Origin of the sequence: Acinetobacter sp. ANC 3929, from assembly GCF_000369405.1 — a bacterium.
In the GTDB taxonomy this organism is placed as follows: Bacteria; Pseudomonadota; Gammaproteobacteria; order Pseudomonadales; family Moraxellaceae; genus Acinetobacter.
Genome location: NZ_KB849994.1, coordinates 322,158 through 341,610, shown reverse-complemented (window position 1 = coordinate 341,610; position 19,453 = coordinate 322,158). Strand labels below are relative to the sequence as shown.

Here is a 19,453-nt window from a genome sequence, read left to right as displayed (position 1 = left end):
ATGGCTGCATTACCCTCATTAAGACAGCTATCATATTTAGTTACGTTGTCAGAAACTTTACATTTTACTGAAGCAGCGCGTCGTTCCTTTGTTACCCAGTCAACACTGTCTGGTGGCATCATGGAATTGGAGCGTTTATTAGGTGGCGTCTTAGTTGAGCGTGATCGTCAAAACGTCCGTTTAACCCCATTAGGTGAGCAAGTGGTAGCGCGAGCGCGAGTGTTGCTTGCCGATGCCCAGGACCTGATGCGTTTAAGTCGAGAGATGAGTGAACCATTAACAGGTGATTTACATCTCGGTATTATTCCAACCATTGCACCTTTTATTCTGACTCAACTCTTAGATGAAGTTCATCAGCAATTGCCAAAAATCCAACTACACTTACATGAAGCTCAAAGTGAGAAGATTGTAGAGAAGTTAGAACATGGTAATTTAGACATGATTGTACTTGCGCTTCCGTTTGATACGCGCAGTCTAAAAGTTGCTGAAATTGCCAAAGAGCACCTCTTCCTTGTGTATAACAAGAAAGACACTAATGCTGCCAATGCCAACTCATTAGATGATTTAGATTTATCTCGTTTAATGTTGCTCGAAGAAGGGCATTGCTTACGTGATCATGCTTTAAGTGCCTGCCCTGTGGGTGAGCGCAAAAATGATCATCGCTTAAAAGCAAGCTCATTACCAACACTGGTTGAAATGGTCTCTTCAGATCTTGGTTTCACCCTTTTACCTGAAATCGCACTCAAAAACAGCATGATTCATTTCAATGAAGAGATTGATGTGAAAGCGATTGAAGCTGCACCAAGCCGCACATTGGCTTTAGTGACCCGTAAAAGCACACCATTACAAAGTGAGTTTGATGTGATCTTGCAAATTCTGCAAAAAATCACGGCTCATTTATCGTAATAAAAAAAGCCTGTAATTCAGATCGAATTACAGGCTTTTCAATACAATTAAAATAATTATTAAATATCCAATAAATTCACTTGTTCAACTTGTACATCACTCATTCGCAGGCCTTGATCTAGCAACTGATCAAAATACGATTCCACTACTTTAGCCTGATCCACTGTGCTTTCAACTTTATACATATTCTGACGGAACTCATTGCTTGAACGCAAGCCCTTGGTGTACCACGCAATATGCTTACGCGCAATACGACAACCTGAGTATTCACCGTAGAAATCATATAGCTCAGCCAAATGTCCCAATAATACTGCTTTGACTTCAGCAATATCAGGCGCAGCAAGATGCTCACCTGTTTTTAAATAATGGGCAATTTCTCTGAATATCCAAGGTCGGCCTTGGGCAGCACGCCCAATCATAATGGCATCTGCGCCGGTATAGTCCAACACATATTTGGCTTTTTCAGGACTATCGATATCACCATTAGCAATCAATGGAATATCAATCAATTCTTTAACCTGTTTAATCAACTCATAACGTGCAGTGTTCAAATACATGTCTTCACGGGTACGCCCATGCAATGCCAAAGCAGCTATGCCCGCTTCTTCAGCACGTTTTGCTACACGCAAAATATTTTCATGACCATTTAAAAACCCCAATCGAGTTTTCAATGTCACGGGCACATCCACAGCTGTAACCACTGCATCGAGAATACGTGCGACTAAATCTTCATCTTGCAGTAAAGCCGAACCAGCAAGCTTATTGCACACCTTTTTGGCTGGACAACCCATATTGATATCAACAATCTGCGCACCATTCGATACCTGATAACGCGCAGCCTCTGCCAATTGCTCAGGATCAGAACCTGCAATTTGCGCAGAGATTGGTGCAAGCTCACCATCAAAATTAGCCCGATAGAGACTCTTTTTGCTCATACGGAGTGTCTTGTCTGCGGTCATCATTTCACTGACTGCATGTCCTGCACCAAAGTACTTACATAGCGTCCGGAAGGGTCTATCGGTGACGCCTGCCATTGGGGCAACGATCAAATTATTTGACAGTTGATATGAACCAATATACATATATTTTCTTACAATTTCTGATCAACATAGTATACTTCATTCGCCCGTTCGGCTCATCTTTTTGTGCGGTGTTGTCTTCATTATGAACCAATCGTTTTCGACTCGTCCTCTATTCAAAACATTTAGCCTATTGGCAATCAGCATAAGCTTAGTAGCTTGTGGTGATAATGCTTGGTGGTCAAATAATAAAGAACCTGAAATGAAGGCAGAGCAAATTACAAAAGTGTTGCCACCACGGGTGAATGACCGACAGTCTTGGTCGCAAGATATTTTTGATATCATGCAACAACTGAGTATTCCCAAAACCAAGCAAAATGTATGCAGCATTGTGGCGGTGGTCGATCAAGAGTCTAACTTTGTTGCTGATCCTGCTGTACCCGGCTTGGGTGAAAAAGCCGTTCAGGAAATCAATACCCGACTCAATGAGAAATTTGAAGCTAAATTAGGTGAAACCATTGGCGGCACAGTGGCAGGTTATTTTGAGGATGTACTCAAGAACCAACCTTCACCAGAAAATAACTACATGAGCCAAATGCGCAAAGTAAAAACTGAACGCGAACTCGATCTGCTCTACCGTGAAATTTTTGACTATATGTCGAAGCATTATCATGTCAGTGCGTTAACAGGTGCTGCAAAACTGGTGGGACAAGACATTGGCGAGAAAATGAATCCAATTACTACCTTGGGTTCGATGCAAGTGCATATCAATTATGCCAGAGAACATAAGCGTCAAAGTGGCAATATTGCTGAACTGCGTGATGATCTCTATACCCAATATGGTGGTTTGTATTATGGCATTCACCGTTTGATGGAATACTCTGCTGATTATGACAAAGCCATCTATCGTTTTGCTGATTACAACTCAGGTATGTTCTCGAGTCGTAATGCTGCTTTTCAAAAAATGCTTGAAGTTATACAAGGTAAAGACCTTGATTTGGATGGCGATTTATTACTTTACAATAAAGATGGAAACCCACAATCTGCACTGAGCCAATCCGAAAAAGAAGTGATCTCAGCATTTACAAACAATAAGATTTTAGTTACTCCACGCCAAATTCGTGCGGACTTAAAGAAAGAAAAAGAGAAGAAGTTCGAAGATACACAAACTTATTTAGCCGTTCAAAAGTTGTATCAAAATAAAACCAATAAAGAGCCTATTTATGCAATTATGCCTGAAGTCGTTATTTCAGGCCCTAAACTGAGTCGTGACTATAATACCAATTGGTTTGCCAGTCGCGTTAATGGACGATATGAAACATGCATGCAAAGAGCGAAACGTATAAAACTCTAAATCTTGCTTTATTTGATTTTGATGGAACACTTTATCCAAGAGACAGTTTCACTGGATTTATTTTCTTTGCTTTATCAAAACGCCATATTGTCAAAAGAGGCTTGAAAATCCTGCCTTGGATTCAAGCCTATTATTTACGCCTCTACCCCGCACATGCCATGCGTCCACGTTTATTCCAAAGTATGTTTAAAGACATTTCTGTAGATGTGGTCGAGCAACTGGCCCAAGAATACGCACACAAACTGATTAAAAAATTAGATCCAGATTTATTTCAACAGCTTCAACTGCATCAACAACGTGGTGATCACATTGTTCTGGTATCGGCATCGGTTGATCTTTATTTGGCTCCCATTTGTGAGGTTCTCAATATTGAATTACTGTGCACCCAAACTGAAAGTAAAGATGGACGTTTAACAGGTCGCTACAGTTCAGAAGATTGTAGTTGTGAGCAAAAGAAATTGCGCATTTTACAAACCTACAATTTAGCAAATTATCAAACGATTTATGCCTATGGGAATAGTGAGGAGGATTTAGAAATGCTCTCTTTAGCAGACCATCCTTATATGATGGGAGAAGAGAAAGCACTTCCCACCTTAGAGCTAAAACAATTAAATCAAGCAGACATAAAAAAGCCCGCTTAATGCGGGCTTTTTTATTTTAAAACAATTTAGTAGATTGCCATATGATCACGATGGATCATCTCTAGCGATCGCGCTTCACCGAGAACTTGATAGACTTTTTCTGATGATAAACCTTTAATCATTTCGGCAGAACGTGAACTAAAATTGACACGACCTACTGCAATACGACCACCATTTTTATCAACACATTCAACCACATCACCACGATCAAAATGCCCTTCAATCGCTCTGACTCCGACAGGCAATAAACTACGATGTTTGAGCTTAATCGCTTCAACAGCGCCATCATCAATCACTAAACGACCCGCAGTTTGCAAATGTGCAGCCAACCATTGCTGATGTGCTGTGACACGATCATTGTCAGTAGTAAATAAGGTCCCCAACATCTCACCCGCCATTAGACGAGCCAGCACGTTATCACTTTCACCACTGGCAATCAACGTTGGACAACCTGACTTTGCCGCTAAACGCGCAGCACGAACCTTGGTGACCATGCCACCACGACCAAGCACACCACCACCACCAGCCATTTCAAACAAACGATCATCGAGTGCTCGAACAGCAGAGAACAGTTTTGCATTTGGATTGCTACGTGGATCTGAGTCAAACATCCCTTGCTGATCGGTAAGGATAATCAGTAATTCTGCTTGTACCTGACCCGCAACCATCGCTGCCAAAGTATCGTTATCACCAAAGCGAATTTCATCAGTTGATACGGTGTCATTTTCATTGATGACTGGAATAACATGCCAATCAATCAAGTTTTGCAAAGCATCACAAGAGTTGAGATAACGACGACGATCAGCAAGATCATCATGCGTGAGTAAGACTTGTGCAGTTTGGATACCATGTTGATCCAGTACGCTTGACCAGGTATGGATTAAACCCATTTGGCCAATAGCAGCACAAGCTTGTAGACTGGGTAGATCAGTGGGTCGACTCGCAAGTTTCATGCGTACCATCCCTTCTGCAACTGCACCTGAAGACACCAGAATAATCTCATGTCCAGCATTGTGTAGATCTGCAATTTGTTTCGCCCAGTGCGAAATTGCATTTAAATCTAGACCTTGCCCATTTGCAGTGAGTAAAGATGATCCGATTTTAACAACGATTCGTTTACACGCATTGAGCTGACGTTGCCCATCGACCACTTCTATCATTTTTCCCTCGGTTTACTAGTCACGAATGTAGACGCTTTCTACATCGCCTTCGTCTTCATCGTCATCAAAGTCTTCATCATCGTCCAAACCAGCTTCACGCTGTGCTTTACGCATGGCACGATATGCTTCTTTCGCTGCGATGGTTTGTTCACGTGTCTCAGCTTCAAGCTGTTCACGGAATGCTTTCACTTCTGCTGCATACTCAGGATCTTCAACTTCGCGCTCACGTTGTTGTTCGATTTGATCCATTAAGTAATACACAACTTCTTTGGTTCCTTCCGACATAAGACCAGAAGTTTTGAATACAGGACCTTTCCACTGCAATTCATCAAGAATGTGCTGACACCATTCTTCTCTTGATTCTTCTGCGATTTGATCCAGTTTATTTAATACCAAGACCACTGGCAGTTTTGCCAATGTCGGAGAGAATTTTTCTAACTCACCTAAAATCGCTCTTGCATTATGTGCTGGGTCAGAACCATCAATTGGTTGAACATCCACAATATGCAAAAGAATACGCGTACGCGCCAAATGCTTAAGGAAACGAATTCCTAGACCAGCACCTTCAGCAGCCCCTTCGATTAATCCTGGAATATCTGCCATTACAAATGAGCGATGACGATCCGCATCAACCACACCGAGGTTTGGTACCATCGTGGTAAACGGATAATCTGCAACTTTTGGTTTTGCTGCGCTGACTGCACGAATGAACGTTGACTTACCTGCATTTGGCATACCGAGTAAGCCAACATCTGCAAGTACTTTCAACTCTAAACGGACTTCACGATATTCACCTTTGATACCGTGCGTACACTTACGTGGCGAACGGTTGGTTGATGATTTAAAGTGAGTATTACCTAAACCACCATCACCACCATGGGCAACTTTTACACGCTGACCATCAGCGACCAAGTCACCAATAATGTCACCCGATTCGGTATCTACAATGGTTGTACCGACTGGCACTTTCAAAATAACATCTTCGCCACCACGACCAGAACAGTTCGCACCCGAACCATTTTTACCACGCTCTGCACGATAGCGACGCGTATAACGGTAATCTACCAGTGTGCTGGTATCATCATCAGCTTGAATATATACACTTCCGCCACGTCCCCCATCTCCGCCATCTGGGCCACCAAAAGGGACAAATTTTTCACGGCGAAAACTGGCTACGCCATTGCCACCGTCGCCAGCCTCTACGATAATGACTGCTTCATCAACAAAGCGCATGTGCCAATCCTCAAATTCTTAAAAGCGGACTATTTTGCCACATTTTAAGAAAATTCTCGAATAGAAAAATCAGCAAATTGATTTTTTTAAACTTATTATTCAATTTCATTATCCAAGTCAACGAACTATAGAGATTTTTTTAGCTGATTATGGTCTCACATTCTTCAAAGGCAGTTCCATTTGCATATCTAAATTGGCTTTGGTCTGTTGCACCGAGTTATACATGACCGCATCAAAGGAAGAAATCTTACTCATATTAATTGCATCATTCATATAAAAACTTGGTTTAAATTGATGCTTCACTGGCAAATCTACCGACTCATCAAACGCAAAATGCACAGGTCCATCAAAAACAATTTTCACTGGCACGGTATAGGTTCTTTTCAGTTGAAAAGGAATATCCAATTTCACTGGAATATTCAGACTCAAAGGAAACTTAGGCAATAGTTTATTTTGATAGATCAAATCTGTGCTGGTTTCAATCGGCACGACTTCATCCACTTTCAGCATGGTTTCATAATTGATATCCACCGTAATCGGGGTTTCAACTTCAAAACTCAGATCGGCCAAATATTTACCTTTTAACGGCAATTGCAAGCTACGATCAATGTTCAAAACCGTATTCAGTTGACCTTCTGATTTTACGCGTAAATGATCACCCACCTGAATCTTGGTACCCAATGACTCAGGTAAACGAATATCCGCCTGCTGTGCTGAAACGATCAAAGAAGCCTGTATATTCAGATAGAACCAAAACAAAATCGCCACCAACGTGGTCACAATCACAAAACTGATTAAAAAACTTTTGAGTGTTTTTGGCATTTCCATTACTCACCTGCTTTTACATCATTTTGAGTGACTGGAGCTTCTACAGGTTGAGTTTTGACACGGTCCAAATACATGGTTGATAAAGGAATCTTTAATTCACCCTGCGCGATTTTGACAGGTAACGTATTTTTTACATCCACTGTGGCATTGAGTTCAGAAGTAATCGGGACATTCAAATTGCCTTGAATAGGAATATTGGCATTCAATTGCGCTTTCAACGGAATATTTAAATTTTCCTTAAGTACAGTACGGACAGGCGCATCAAATTTTAAATGTACTTTTTGCTGTAACGGTACTTGAATATCGATTGGAACATCAAGCTGTAGAGGAATCGAACCCTTCAAAGGCAACGTCACATCTTTACCTAAAATCTTTACCTGAACTTTGGTATCGATTGGCAAACTTTGATTGACTTTAATGGTTTCCTTGACTGGAATCGTCGTACTAATCGGAACCACATTATCAAAATAAACTCGTGGTGTGAGTGTTTGAGTTAAAGGAACATTCAGTTGTTCATTGATTGGAATTTTTGCATCAACACGTCCATTGACATCAACATTTAAAGCATCTTTGACTTTTACCCGTACCTGCAAAGGCTCTTGTAAATCGATGGCGACATCTTGATTCTTCAACGGAATATAAATATTAAAATGCTTGAATACCCACATTGCGATATACACACCACACAAATTGGCCACCACAATTAAAGCAAATACGATAAATAAACGTCTAAACTGCAACAATGAATGATTCCTTGATTAATTATGTCCCTTTTCCATCATTCTCATCGATTTTTATGTTTTATTCAGCATATATTCTGTACAGTCAATAAAAAAGCCCAGTCAAACTGGGCTTTTTTATTTATCGTGCTACAAACAAATTATGCATTTGTTTCAGCAGGAATTTTTGTATAGCTTACGCCACACATTTGTTCTGCGATACGCAATACTTGGCAGCTATAACCCACTTCGTTATCGTACCAAACATAAGCGGTTAAACGTGTACCTGAAGTGATTGTTGCTTGCGCATCAAACACACCCGCTGTACGAGAACCGATAAAGTCACTTGATACAACTTCAGTCGAGTTTGTATAACCAATCTGACCTTGTAAGCTAGAGCTGATCGAGATTTGACGAATGTATTCGTTCACTTCTTCACGATCAACTTCTTTTTCTAGGTTTAAGTTCAAGATTGCAAGCGAAACGTTTGGTGTTGGAACACGTACAGAGTTACCTGTTAACTTGCCTTTAAGGCCAGGTAAAGCTTTAGCAACTGCTTTAGCCGCACCCGTTTCTGTAATCACCATGTTCAACGTTGCAGCACGGCCACGACGATCAGCTTTATGGTAGTTATCAATCAAGTTTTGGTCATTTGTGAAAGAGTGAACTGTTTCAACGTGACCATTCAATACTTTGTATTTGTCATCTAAAACTTTTAATACAGGTGTAATTGCGTTCGTTGTACAGCTTGCAGCTGAGATGATTTTATCTTCATCTAAAATATCAGTGTTGTTCACACCAAATACAACGTTCTTCATCTCACCTTTACTTGGTGCAGTTAATACAACACGTGCAACGCCTGCACATTTCAAGTGTTGGCTTAGGCCTTCAGCATCACGCCATTTACCTGTATTGTCGATCAAAAGTGCATTTTCAATACCATAAGCAGTGTAGTCCACTTCGCTTGGGCTTGACGCATAAATCACTTTGATGAACTGACCATTTGCAATGATTGCTTCGTTTTCTTCATCTACAGAAATCGTACCATCAAAAGTACCGTGAATAGAGTCACGACGTAATAATGAAGCACGTTTTGCCAAGTCACCATCCGATGATTTACGAACAACGATTGCTTTAAGGCTTAAACCACGACCTAAACCAGATTGGCTGATGATTAAACGAGCCAAGATACGACCGATACGACCAAAACCGTAAAGAACAACATCTTTAGGCGCAGCAGCAGTCTCTTTACCTTGAATTGAAGCAACAGCATTTGCAACAAAAGCGTCAACATCACCGCCTGCATTTTTGAATTCAACTGCAAGTTTACCGATATCAACTTCAGCAGAACCGATGTTCTCAACTTTCATTAACGCTTCCAAAATTGGGAAGGTATTTACAACTGAAAGTTCAACATCGAGCATACGCGTACGGCGATGTGTTTTTAAAATTTGGATTACTGAACGGTTGATTAAAGAACGACCGTAAACAGAAACAACAATATTTTTCTCACGGTACAATTGACCGATTAAGGTAATCATACGTTCCGCGATTTCTTCACGGTTTTTCCAACGACCTTGGTGTTCTGCGTGTAGGGCAACGATTGTTTCTTTGCTCACAGTTACGTCCTCTAATTTATATATACTGGGCGTGAATTTTTAAAACGCCATTATTGTAATAGAATTATCATCAAGATTGAATCAAAAGCTGCTAAACGCGCTAAGATTTTGTCCTAATTGACTATAAATTCATAAAATACCTATAATTATTTTTGTGAATTTTGGTAAAACAAACTCTCCTTCATCACAATATGTTCAATTTAATCAATGCTTATAACAGTTTTATTGATAATTTTTGCTTCATGAAAAAGTAAATCGCAGATTTATCCTATTTTTCATCTATCCCCACCCGTTTTGAATATTTTTTGACATTAAGTTGCAAATGCTGTTTGCGTTGCTTTTGCTGTACTAAATGCACCGCACCTTCAATCACCAATACCAACACTGCCAACCAAATTGGGATATAGGTTAACCATTCACCTGCTCCAATTTTTTCCCCAAGTAGCAAAGACACCAAGGCCAGCAATACAGGTTCCAAATACCCTAACAAACCAAAGATAATCAGTGGAAGATAGCGGCTGGCAAGAATATAACTGCCTAAGCCAATTGCGCTGAGTAACCCAAGTCCGATCACCACCAATACCAAGCTTGGATGTTCTAAGAATTTGAGATAGGGCGTATTCCCTGTTTGAGCAAAGAAAATTGCAATGGGCAAAATCAATAATAAATCCCACCAAAACCCACCTAAATTATCCGTTTGAATCTTTTTACGAAGAATAAAATAAGCTGCATAACCGACTGCAACAAAGACGGTTTCCCAAGCAATACTACCTAAACGCCATATTTCATGTCCAACCCCTAAAGCAGCGAGCAATACAGCGAGGTACTGGAATTTTGAAAGCTTTTCACCATACAAAACGCTTCCAGCCAGCACTAAGACCAAAGGCAATAAGAAATAGCCCAATGAAACCTGCAAACCTCGGCCATGCATAGGTCCCCACAAAAACAGCCATAACTGCGTTGATGTCAGCACCGAGGTAATGATTAAAAGTAGTAATAGTGAGGGCTGTGCCAGAATTCTTTTAAATATATGTTTGATATGAATTAAATCACCGCTAAACCACATAAATAGCGTTAAAACGGGCAATGTCGCAATGATGCGCCAACCAAAGGTTTGTTCACTATCAAATGCACCAAGCAATTGAGTATAAAAGTACAGAACCCCAAAAGTCACAGAAGCCAAAACTGAATAAGCAATTCCTTTAAACACTTTGGACCTCTAAATTTGAAAGAATTAAAAATATGTGATTTATCCACTATATGAAAATAAAAAAACCATGCAAGCATGGTTTTAAAACAAGTATATCTTATTTAGTGATGTTCAGGATAAATCACATCCGCAATATCATAACCCAATGATTTAGCATAATTTAGATATTCATGAATAATTTCTTTTCTCGGATTGGGTATCCGTGAAAGTACCCATAAGTATTTTCGGCGTGGCTCTCCAACCAATACGGTTTGATAATCATTATCTAGCTTTAAAATCCAATAATCACCACGAATCACAGGGACCCAACGTACGACCTCTGGTAGAAAGCTGACACGTAATTTACTGTTAAATGGTGCATTGGCAACAAAGGCTTCACCGACACTTTGCTGTACGTTGCCTTCACTGTCATAACACTTGTTATCAACAACAATATTGCCATTTTCATTTAAGGTATAAGTCGCAGTGACGTTATAAGCGCACTTACGCTCAAAAAACATCGGTTTTCGCGCTACTTCGTACCAAACTCCCAAATACTTATCGAGTTCAACTTTATCTACTGTCGGTAAAGGTTTTGCCTGTGCATAAGCAATGGTTCCAACAGCCAAACCTGTTAAGACGGCCCCACCAATCGCAATCTTTGCAAGGCGCCAACTCGCTTTCGGGAAATTTTGAATAAAGGGCATGAGAAATCCTCAAAACAGTAATTTGTTATCAATAGTCATATAGTTAGCTACTAAAAATAGCCTACTTTATAAACAAAAACTGTTGCGATATGTATCCCTTGTGAGGATTTCTCTGTCTAATTAAGATTGCAGCATATGTGTTTTTAAGCGCACGATCTCGTCACGCAATCTTGCTGCCTGTTCAAACTGAAGCTCTTTAGACGCTTTCAACATCTCTTTTTCAAGCTTGCTGATGTGCTTGGCAAACAGTTTTGGATCAGACAACAAATGCTGTTCATCCGCGCTAATCGCCTGCCCTTGCTCAAGCACTTTTTCATCAATCTCATCATCAGTCAGCACTTCACCAGTATCGATTTCTTTAATCGCTTGGCGCACCGCACTACGTGGTGTAATCCCATGTAATTCATTAAATTCAATTTGCTTGTTACGACGACGATCCGTTTCATCCATTGCTTTACGCATAGAGTCGGTAATACGATCTGCATATAAAATCGCTTTACCTTTCACATTACGTGCAGCACGGCCAATGGTCTGAATTAATGAGCGCTCTGAACGCAAGAAACCTTCTTTATCTGCATCTAAGATTGCCACCAAAGACACTTCCGGCATATCCAGACCTTCACGCAGCAAGTTAATCCCGACCAGTACATCATGGACACCTGTACGTAATTCATGGATGATCTTCACACGTTCGACGGTATCAATATCTGAATGCAGATAGGCAACTTTCACACCATATTCTTTTAAATATGAGGTTAAATCTTCAGCCATACGTTTGGTCAAAGTCGTCACCAGTACCCGCTCATTCAGTTGCTTGCGAATATTGATTTCAGATAACACATCATCCACCTGTGTTAACACTGGACGTACTTCAATTTCAGGATCAATCAAACCCGTTGGACGCACCACCTGCTCAACGATTTGCTCTGACTTTTCCAATTCATAATGTGCAGGCGTTGCACTGACAAAGACCGTAGTTGGAACAATCCGCTCCCACTCTTCAAATTTCATCGGCCGGTTATCTAAAGCACTTGGCAAACGGAAACCATAATTGACCAAGTTTTCTTTACGCGAACGGTCACCTTTGTACATCGCACCAATCTGCGGAACGGTCACATGTGACTCATCAATAATCAACAATGCATCTTCGGGAATATAATCAAATAAGGTTGGCGGTGCTGCTCCAGCGCTACGACCTGAAAGATGGCGTGAATAGTTTTCGATACCGTTGGTATAGCCCAGTTGTTGCATCATTTCCAAATCATAACGCGTACGCTGTTCAATCCGCTGAGCCTCCAATAATTTGTCATGCTCTTTGAAGAATTTCAGTTGATCTTTTAACTCATCTTTGATGGTATCAATGGCACGGGTTAAATGGTCTTTCGGCGTCACATAATGACTTTTTGGATAGATGGTCACGCGAGGAACTTTACGTACCAGCTTCCCTGTCAGCGGATCAAACCAACGAATCGAATCAACTTCATCATCAAATAACTCAACGCGAATCGCATCTTTGTCCGATTCCGCTGGGAAGATATCAATGATTTCACCACGTATACGATAAGTACCGCGTAAAAACTCTAGTTCATTACGGGTATATTGCATTTCAACTAGACGGCGGATGATTTCATCACGACTGACACGATCGCCTTGTACGATATGCAATAACATTTGCATATAGGCATTTGGATCACCCAAACCATAAATCGCAGAAACCGAGGCCACAATAATGGCATCACGACGTTCTAATAAAGCACGCGTTGCGGACAAACGCATCTGATCAATATGGTCATTGATGGCAGAGTCTTTTTCAATAAATGTATCTGAAGATGGCACATAGGCTTCAGGCTGATAGTAATCGTAATAACTAACGAAATACTCAACTGCATTATTCGGGAAAAAGGCTTTGAACTCACCATAGAGCTGTGCAGCAAGTGTTTTATTATGTGCCATGACAATCGTTGGCCGTTGCGTTTGGGCAATCACATTGGCCATGGTATAGGTTTTCCCTGACCCAGTAACCCCGAGCAGCAATTGATTGCGAAAACCTTGATCGATACCGCTGACCAACTTTTCAATCGCCTGAGGTTGATCTCCCGCAGGTTGATAGTTGGTGACTAATTCAAAAGGTTGGTTTTCGCTCATACAGAGATACTCAACTGATTGGATGGCTATTTTCACTTTCTAATGGGGGCAACAAACCGCTTTTTAAAGTCTAACGATACCTTTGAATTGTTATGCAATTTACAATATGGTCCAATCAAGGGATTGCCCTGCTCTTTAAAAAGCTCGCAACTTATATTTATAAACCTAAAAAACTTAACAGAATGGGATGAAATTTCAATCTAGTTTTACATCAATTGTTAACTATAACTCCCAGACAACACATCAAAATACCAAAGACTCTGCCAAGCATGACATGATCTGTATTTTAGTGCTTAGCAATATTTGAATCTAATCATCATTGGAATATCGCCCCTCAAAAACATGTCTTGAACAAATTAATCTTAAGCAAGACTTGACCCGCTACGTAATCAACTGCAACATGGACTTATACTCAATGTCAATGATAAGAATATGGCTTACCAATATCACGATGAAACAATCGTAACGGAACTTCCAGAAGATACGGTCTTTGTTTTTGGTAGTAATTTAGCAGGTATACATGACAGCGGTGCGGCCCGTGTTGCAGCACAACACTTTGCAGCAGTCAAAGGTGTTGGTCGTGGTTGGGCAGGACAAACCTTCGCAATTCCAACACTGAACGAACACTTACAACAAATGCCACTGTCCCAAATCGAGCATTATGTCGATGACTTTAAAATCTACGCCAAAAACCATGCAAAAATGAAATACTTTTTGACAGCTCTAGGTTGTGGTATTGCAGGCTATAAAGTCTCAGAAATCGCACCATTATTCAAAGGCATCCATTCCAATGTGATTTTTCCAGAATCTTTCCGTCCCTATATTGAAGAAGATGCGGTTTCACAATTTCCCAACTTAACCGCCGCAGCGGTACATGCCTTTATTAATGATGAAGTGATTTTCTACTTCAATCATGGTTATGAGTCATTTGAAGAGGCACTGGATAAAACCAATTTAACTGCAGCCGAAAAAGCCATTGCACTAGTGGTTTTAAATGAAGAACTTTATCCACGTGATCGTTATGGACGCGGGCGTGAACATGAAATCAGCGATATTCTCGGAAAGCTCAACGGCAAGATTTTTAATTTCCACGACAATAAAGAAGGTGCAATGATTTTTGTCAGTGTAATTATTGCCTTAATGGAATTGTATGACATTGATGAGTATGATTTTATTAAACTTTGGCGTGGTGAATTAGAAATACAGCATCCATTAAACCGCCATTAAACAATAAAAAAGCCAATCGAATGATTGGCTTTTTTATTAACGCTTACCCATCGAACGACGTGTACCGCGTGGTGGCATCCAAGTGCGATCAGCATATTGTTCAGGTTTTGGACGAACCTGATTATGCGTTGCATCCTCAGCATCATCCTGAGCAGATGGCATAGGGAAAGGCAATTTCACCAAAGCTTTTTTGGCTTTAGGTTGTTGGGTACTCATTGGAATTCTCTCGAAATCTAGATTTCTAGCCGCATATTGTAATAGATTTTTGCGCTTTTGATAAAAATAAAATATGTAAAAAAACACAATGATTCTAATGCTTAAAATTTAGTAACTTTTTATGCGATTCTGGCAAGTTTCAGCCACAAAGAAGGCGATTTAGGCTAAGATAACCTGCTTTTTATTTTTTAATCCCATAAGAAGGAATAATGCCGTGGACGTACGTCTCTCTGATCGTGTCAATGCCATCAAACCGTCCCCTACACTTGCAGTAACCAACAAAGCTGCTGAGCTTAAAGCTGCAGGTAAAAACGTGATTGGTTTAGGTGCAGGCGAACCAGACTTTGATACCCCTCAACACATCAAAGATGCTGCAATTGAAGCGATTAATAAAGGCTTTACCAAATATACAGCGGTAGACGGTACTCCAAGCTTAAAAAAAGCAATTATTGCAAAACTCAAACGCGATAATAATTTAGATTATCAAGCCAACCAGATTCTCGTATCTTGTGGTGGTAAGCAAAGTTTCTTTAACTTGGCTCTTGCTTTGTTAAACAAAGGTGATGAAGTGATCATCCCTGCGCCGTTCTGGGTCAGCTATCCAGATATGGTGATCATTGCAGAAGGTACTCCTGTTATCGTAAAATGTGGTGAAGAACAACGCTTCAAAATCACGCCAGAGCAGTTAGAAGCAGCGATCACAGCAAATACACGTTTGGTTGTATTAAACAGCCCTTCAAACCCAACAGGCATGATCTACACCAAAGCTGAGCTCGAAGCATTGGCTGAAGTCTTACGTCGTCACCCACAGGTTTTTGTTGCATCTGATGACATGTATGAACCAATCCGTTGGGAAGATGAGTTCTACAATATCGCGACTGTTGCACCAGACTTATATGACCGCACCATCGTTTTAAATGGCGTATCTAAAGCCTATGCAATGACAGGCTGGCGTATTGGTTATGCAGCGGGTCCTGCAAAAATCATTGGTGCGATGAAAAAGATCCAGTCACAATCGACTTCAAACCCAACATCGATTTCGCAAGTTGCAGCTGAAGCAGCATTGAATGGCCCACAAGATGTACTTGAGCCAATGATTGAAGCATTTAAACGTCGTCATGACCTCGTTGTGAGTGGTTTGAACGACATTAAAGGGATTTCTTGTCTTCCTGCTGATGGTGCTTTCTATGCCTATGCAAACATCCGTCCATTGATTCGTGCCAAAGGCTTAAAATCTTGCACAGAATTCTCTGAATGGTTACTTGAAGAAACTGGCGTTGCTGTTGTTCCTGGTGATGCATTCGGTCTAGGCGGTTTCATGCGTATTTCTTACGCAACTGCTGACGAAGTTTTAGTAGATGCTTTAGCACGTATCAAAAAAGCGGCTGATTCAATTGAGGGCGTAGACGCTGCAATCGCAGCAGAAAAAGCTGCTCAATAATTTAAGTTACAGTAAAAGAAGCTTCCAAATGGAAGCTTTTTTTATCTCTTTATTTATAAATCAAAAATGCTTAACCCTCTTCTGGGGATTCTCCACTAAATAGTGCGACCACCTCAGCTTCGGTCATTTTCTTGGTCAAATTTTCAAAAGCATAAAACTCAGGTTTATAATCAATATAAATCTCCAAATCAAGATTCAGATCTTTTGGTGCCTCATTCAAGGCAAATGCATTGATATTACAATAACTCTGGTCTTTAGTTCGCCAAAATAAATTGGTTCCACAGGCATTACAAAAACCACGTTCGCCCCAAGCTGATGAGTTATATACCGAAAGATGATCTTGTTTTAAAAATTTTAAGCCTCCCTGTTTGACATCAATCGTCATAATCACACCACTGGTCTGTCGGCGACAAATAGAACAGTGACAGGCATGCACATCATGATTGCTTAATTCAACTTCAAAAGTGGTTTCACCACAAACGCATTGTCCGTTCATTATCATTTACCTTTTATCCAGAATTGTTATGCATGATTTTTCAAATAGCATAAAACAATCCAAATCTTTAGCAACGAACAATTTGTAAAACAGATGCTTAGCAGCAGTGATACTTGACACTCGCAACCACAAAGTCTATTTTATATACGAGTTCTATTTTGGAACTATAAAGGATAAACAACATGAAACACCCGAAAGAAATGAACGGACTTGAGCTTTTAACTGCGATGTGTGAAGGAAAAATTCCACCTGCCAGTATTAGTGAAACCATCCCTATGCAGCCAGTCGAAGTTGCAGAAGGATTTATTAAATTTGAAGTTCAAGCAGATCAACGTCACCTTAACCCCTTAGGCGGTGTACATGGTGGTTTTGCTGCGACTGTACTCGATTCAGTCACTGGGTGCGCTGTTCATACACTTCTAGAAGCAGGTGTAGGTTATGGCACTATCGATCTGAATATTAAAATGTGCCGCCCTATTCCTAAAAACCAAAAGCTCATTGCAACGGGTAGCATCATCAATATGAGTAAAAACCTTGGCATTTCTGAAGGCAAGATCATCGATGCTGATGGAAAGCTTTATGCCCATGCCACCGCGACCTGCATGATCATTCGCCCATAAGCACAGATTAAGCAAATGGGCTATTTCCTTATAGCCCTATGCAATCGCTTGAGTTGCTTGAAACTTTTTTGGTCGAATACACAAATGACTGAATACTGCGTATTGCCAAATGCTTTTCACTTGTACTGAGACAATTTTTTGCTCTGCCACAGACCAAGCCAAAGCAGTATTTGCGCCTAAAAATAATTCACCACCAAGTTGAAATAAATATAAAGGGGCATGCTCATCAACAGTTGATGTATTTTTTTGTGTGAGTAGATCTTTAGCCGTTTGAATTTTCCACTTATTGCCAAACCATAATTGCAATAAATCGCCCAGATACAAGGCTTGTTGTTTAAACGGAAAGGTATTTATAAATGAATTTTCGACGGGCGTATAATACTGCGCCGCATCTTGAATAATTTCGAGATAATGCTCTTGATAAAAAGGCAAATTTGAAAAAATAGATTGAATATTTAGAATAGTCATTTCGACCTCCAGTTTAGCCATTTTAGTGCTGGCAAGTAGGGTTAAATCCACACTGTTTAGATCAATATCTAAACGCTCTTTCTTATTCGAATCTAGCAACAGCCTGTTCAAAGTTCAAGTTATTTTTCCTAATTTATCGCAATTGTGCAAATAAAAAGCATACGATGCAAAAATGAAAGAAACATGACACTTTTATCTTGACCAATTTTAAAAGCTGCCTATAATGGCTCTCAGATTCTCCCATAGCTCAGTCGGTAGAGCGACGGACTGTTAATCCGCAGGTCCCTGGTTCGAGCCCAGGTGGGAGAGCCAAGATTATAAAAAGCCCATATCAATGATATGGGCTTTTTTTATTGTTAGCCAAAAAAATACATCTATACTTATAATTGCTATTATTTTGTTCATTTCATGTTGTATATCGTATAAATTTCAATCGCCGCTATAATTTCAATATAAAATAAGCCTTAATTATAATATTAGGGAAAGCGTATAATGAAAAAACTTCTATTCTGTTTAATCGTCTTTTGCAGTCCAGCAATGGCTGCCCAAACCACTTGGTATGCTGGTTCTTCTTATAAGGGCACGGTGACTGTACCAATTGAGAATGGTCCCAATGTCGTCTGGAAATGTAATGGTCATGTCTGTAGCATGTCTGGCCCTTGGGGCAATGCGCTCTCCTTGGATTCTTGTCAGAGTCTCGTCTTACGTATCGGTAAGATTAGTTATTATAAAAACTCAGCAGGTGCAATCTGGAATGCCCGCTCCACTGAATTGGCACAATGTAATCAAGTTGCACGTTAATACTCAACATTTTGGTTAAGCGATTATTATTCATACTAATTTTACTTGACGGACTGACATTTAAGCCCTAAAATTCGCTCCAGATTCTCCCATAGCTCAGTCGGTAGAGCGACGGACTGTTAATCCGCAGGTCCCTGGTTCGAGCCCAGGTGGGAGAGCCAAGATTCTAAAAACCCACTCTTAATTGAGTGGGTTTTTTATTTGCTCTTTGATAAACACATGTTTGAATCAAATCACTTCCTATTTCTAACGATTGGTTTTATTAGTACAGCTATATTACTCTTTAGCTGTATACGCCCTTTCTTTCCCAAACAAAAATTCTTTGCTCGACCTGTCATCACATCATTTGAATCAAGAATGTTTGTACGATTACAACAGGCCTTTCCACAGCACCATGTGCTTGCGCAGGTTGCCTTTAGTGCATTGATTACCAGTGATCATTACAAGATTCGCAGTAAGTTTAATCGTAAGGTGACAGACTTTGTGGTTTTAGATCAGCAGATGAATGTTTTGGCGATTATTGAGTTAGATGACCCAAGCCATATAGGTAAAGAATTAGAAGATAAAAAGCGCGATCAGATGTTGCAAGAAGCAGGCTATCAAGTACAACGTTATACGGAGATTCCATCTATAAAACAGCTACAGATGGATCTTCGATAGTCAG

20 protein-coding genes and 2 tRNA genes are annotated in these 19,453 nt (G+C 40.3%); 10 read left to right on the top strand and 12 right to left on the bottom strand.

Annotated features, from left to right (window positions below; translation table 11 throughout):
- Complete coding sequence (gene oxyR / locus F909_RS18110; RefSeq protein WP_005145424.1) at positions 1-906, top strand: LysR family transcriptional regulator OxyR; 906 nt, start codon at positions 1-3, stop codon at positions 904-906.
- A gap of 59 nt (positions 907-965) precedes the next feature.
- On the opposite strand, the gene dusB is transcribed toward oxyR, so the two are convergent.
- Positions 966-1,988, bottom strand: coding sequence for a tRNA dihydrouridine synthase DusB (dusB, locus tag F909_RS18115; RefSeq protein ID WP_005145422.1), 1,023 nt, complete (start codon positions 1,986-1,988; stop codon positions 966-968).
- An 82-nt stretch (positions 1,989-2,070) separates the two neighbouring features.
- On the opposite strand from dusB, the gene F909_RS18120 reads away from it, so the two are divergent.
- A complete protein-coding gene (locus F909_RS18120) occupies positions 2,071-3,279 on the top strand; it encodes a DUF1615 family protein (protein WP_005145420.1) in 1,209 nt (402 codons plus the stop codon).
- On the top strand, positions 3,246-3,920 hold the full coding sequence (locus F909_RS18125) for an HAD-IB family hydrolase (RefSeq protein ID WP_005145418.1): 675 nt from the start codon (positions 3,246-3,248) through the stop codon (positions 3,918-3,920). The genes F909_RS18120 and F909_RS18125 overlap by 34 nt, the downstream gene beginning before the upstream one ends.
- Positions 3,921-3,946: 26 nt before the next feature.
- Here the strand turns inward: F909_RS18125 and proB are convergent, their stop codons facing one another.
- The 8 genes from proB to uvrB form a co-directional block, all read right to left on the bottom strand.
- The gene (proB, locus tag F909_RS18130; RefSeq protein WP_005145416.1) at positions 3,947-5,080 is read right to left on the bottom strand and encodes a glutamate 5-kinase; all 1,134 of its coding nucleotides are present in this window, start codon (positions 5,078-5,080) and stop codon (positions 3,947-3,949) included.
- Between the two features lie 15 nt (positions 5,081-5,095).
- Entirely contained in the window at positions 5,096-6,313 is a 1,218-nt protein-coding gene (cgtA, locus tag F909_RS18135; protein ID WP_004808499.1) for an Obg family GTPase CgtA, read from the bottom strand.
- A 147-nt stretch (positions 6,314-6,460) separates the two neighbouring features.
- Complete coding sequence (locus tag F909_RS18140; RefSeq protein ID WP_005145414.1) at positions 6,461-7,141, bottom strand: hypothetical protein; 681 nt, start codon at positions 7,139-7,141, stop codon at positions 6,461-6,463.
- Positions 7,141-7,884 (bottom strand): hypothetical protein, encoded by a 744-nt coding sequence (locus F909_RS18145; RefSeq protein ID WP_005145412.1) that lies wholly within the window; start codon positions 7,882-7,884, stop codon positions 7,141-7,143. Before F909_RS18145 ends, F909_RS18140 begins: the two co-directional genes overlap by 1 nt.
- Positions 7,885-8,021: 137 nt before the next feature.
- Positions 8,022-9,479 (bottom strand): glyceraldehyde-3-phosphate dehydrogenase, encoded by a 1,458-nt coding sequence (locus tag F909_RS18150; protein WP_005145411.1) that lies wholly within the window; start codon positions 9,477-9,479, stop codon positions 8,022-8,024.
- Between the two features lie 268 nt (positions 9,480-9,747).
- Positions 9,748-10,689 carry an EamA family transporter RarD gene (gene rarD, locus F909_RS18155; protein WP_005145408.1) on the bottom strand — a complete coding sequence of 314 codons (942 nt, stop codon included), beginning with the start codon at positions 10,687-10,689 and terminating at the stop codon, positions 9,748-9,750.
- 101 nt (positions 10,690-10,790) lie between these two features.
- A complete protein-coding gene (locus F909_RS18160) occupies positions 10,791-11,375 on the bottom strand; it encodes a lipocalin family protein (protein ID WP_005145407.1) in 585 nt (194 codons plus the stop codon).
- A 120-nt stretch (positions 11,376-11,495) separates the two neighbouring features.
- Complete coding sequence (uvrB, locus tag F909_RS18165; protein WP_005145406.1) at positions 11,496-13,520, bottom strand: excinuclease ABC subunit UvrB; 2,025 nt, start codon at positions 13,518-13,520, stop codon at positions 11,496-11,498.
- Positions 13,521-13,952: 432 nt separating this feature from the next.
- Between uvrB and F909_RS18170 the strand changes: the two genes are divergently transcribed.
- Complete coding sequence (locus F909_RS18170) at positions 13,953-14,747, top strand: A1S_2505 family phage non-structural protein (RefSeq protein ID WP_005145405.1); 795 nt, start codon at positions 13,953-13,955, stop codon at positions 14,745-14,747.
- A gap of 36 nt (positions 14,748-14,783) precedes the next feature.
- Here F909_RS18170 and F909_RS18175 read toward each other — a convergent pair whose 3' ends face one another.
- Positions 14,784-14,963, bottom strand: a complete 180-nt coding sequence (locus tag F909_RS18175; RefSeq protein WP_004652676.1) for a hypothetical protein — start codon at positions 14,961-14,963, stop codon at positions 14,784-14,786.
- A 214-nt stretch (positions 14,964-15,177) separates the two neighbouring features.
- Here F909_RS18175 and F909_RS18180 point away from each other — a divergent pair, with 214 nt between their 5' ends.
- On the top strand, positions 15,178-16,404 hold the full coding sequence (locus tag F909_RS18180) for a pyridoxal phosphate-dependent aminotransferase (RefSeq protein ID WP_005145403.1): 1,227 nt from the start codon (positions 15,178-15,180) through the stop codon (positions 16,402-16,404).
- Between the two features lie 70 nt (positions 16,405-16,474).
- On the opposite strand, the gene F909_RS18185 is transcribed toward F909_RS18180, so the two are convergent.
- Positions 16,475-16,900: a GFA family protein gene (locus F909_RS18185; RefSeq protein WP_005145401.1), complete on the bottom strand. Its 426-nt coding sequence runs from the start codon at positions 16,898-16,900 to the stop codon at positions 16,475-16,477.
- 182 nt (positions 16,901-17,082) lie between these two features.
- On the opposite strand from F909_RS18185, the gene F909_RS18190 reads away from it, so the two are divergent.
- Complete coding sequence (locus tag F909_RS18190) at positions 17,083-17,520, top strand: PaaI family thioesterase (protein ID WP_005145399.1); 438 nt, start codon at positions 17,083-17,085, stop codon at positions 17,518-17,520.
- Positions 17,521-17,556: 36 nt separating this feature from the next.
- Here F909_RS18190 and F909_RS0120090 read toward each other — a convergent pair whose 3' ends face one another.
- Positions 17,557-17,988 carry a hypothetical protein gene (locus F909_RS0120090; RefSeq protein ID WP_032877584.1) on the bottom strand — a complete coding sequence of 144 codons (432 nt, stop codon included), beginning with the start codon at positions 17,986-17,988 and terminating at the stop codon, positions 17,557-17,559.
- 236 nt (positions 17,989-18,224) lie between these two features.
- On the opposite strand from F909_RS0120090, the gene F909_RS18195 reads away from it, so the two are divergent.
- The 4 genes from F909_RS18195 to F909_RS18210 all read left to right on the top strand — a co-directional run bounded on the left by F909_RS18195 (position 18,225) and on the right by F909_RS18210 (position 19,449).
- Positions 18,225-18,300 (top strand) — tRNA-Asn (locus F909_RS18195).
- A 180-nt stretch (positions 18,301-18,480) separates the two neighbouring features.
- Positions 18,481-18,789 (top strand): DUF8200 family protein, encoded by a 309-nt coding sequence (locus tag F909_RS18200; protein ID WP_005145395.1) that lies wholly within the window; start codon positions 18,481-18,483, stop codon positions 18,787-18,789.
- Between the two features lie 85 nt (positions 18,790-18,874).
- Positions 18,875-18,950, top strand: a tRNA-Asn gene (locus tag F909_RS18205).
- A gap of 58 nt (positions 18,951-19,008) precedes the next feature.
- Positions 19,009-19,449: a DUF2726 domain-containing protein gene (locus F909_RS18210; protein ID WP_032877582.1), complete on the top strand. Its 441-nt coding sequence runs from the start codon at positions 19,009-19,011 to the stop codon at positions 19,447-19,449.
- Positions 19,450-19,453 lie beyond the last annotated feature (4 nt).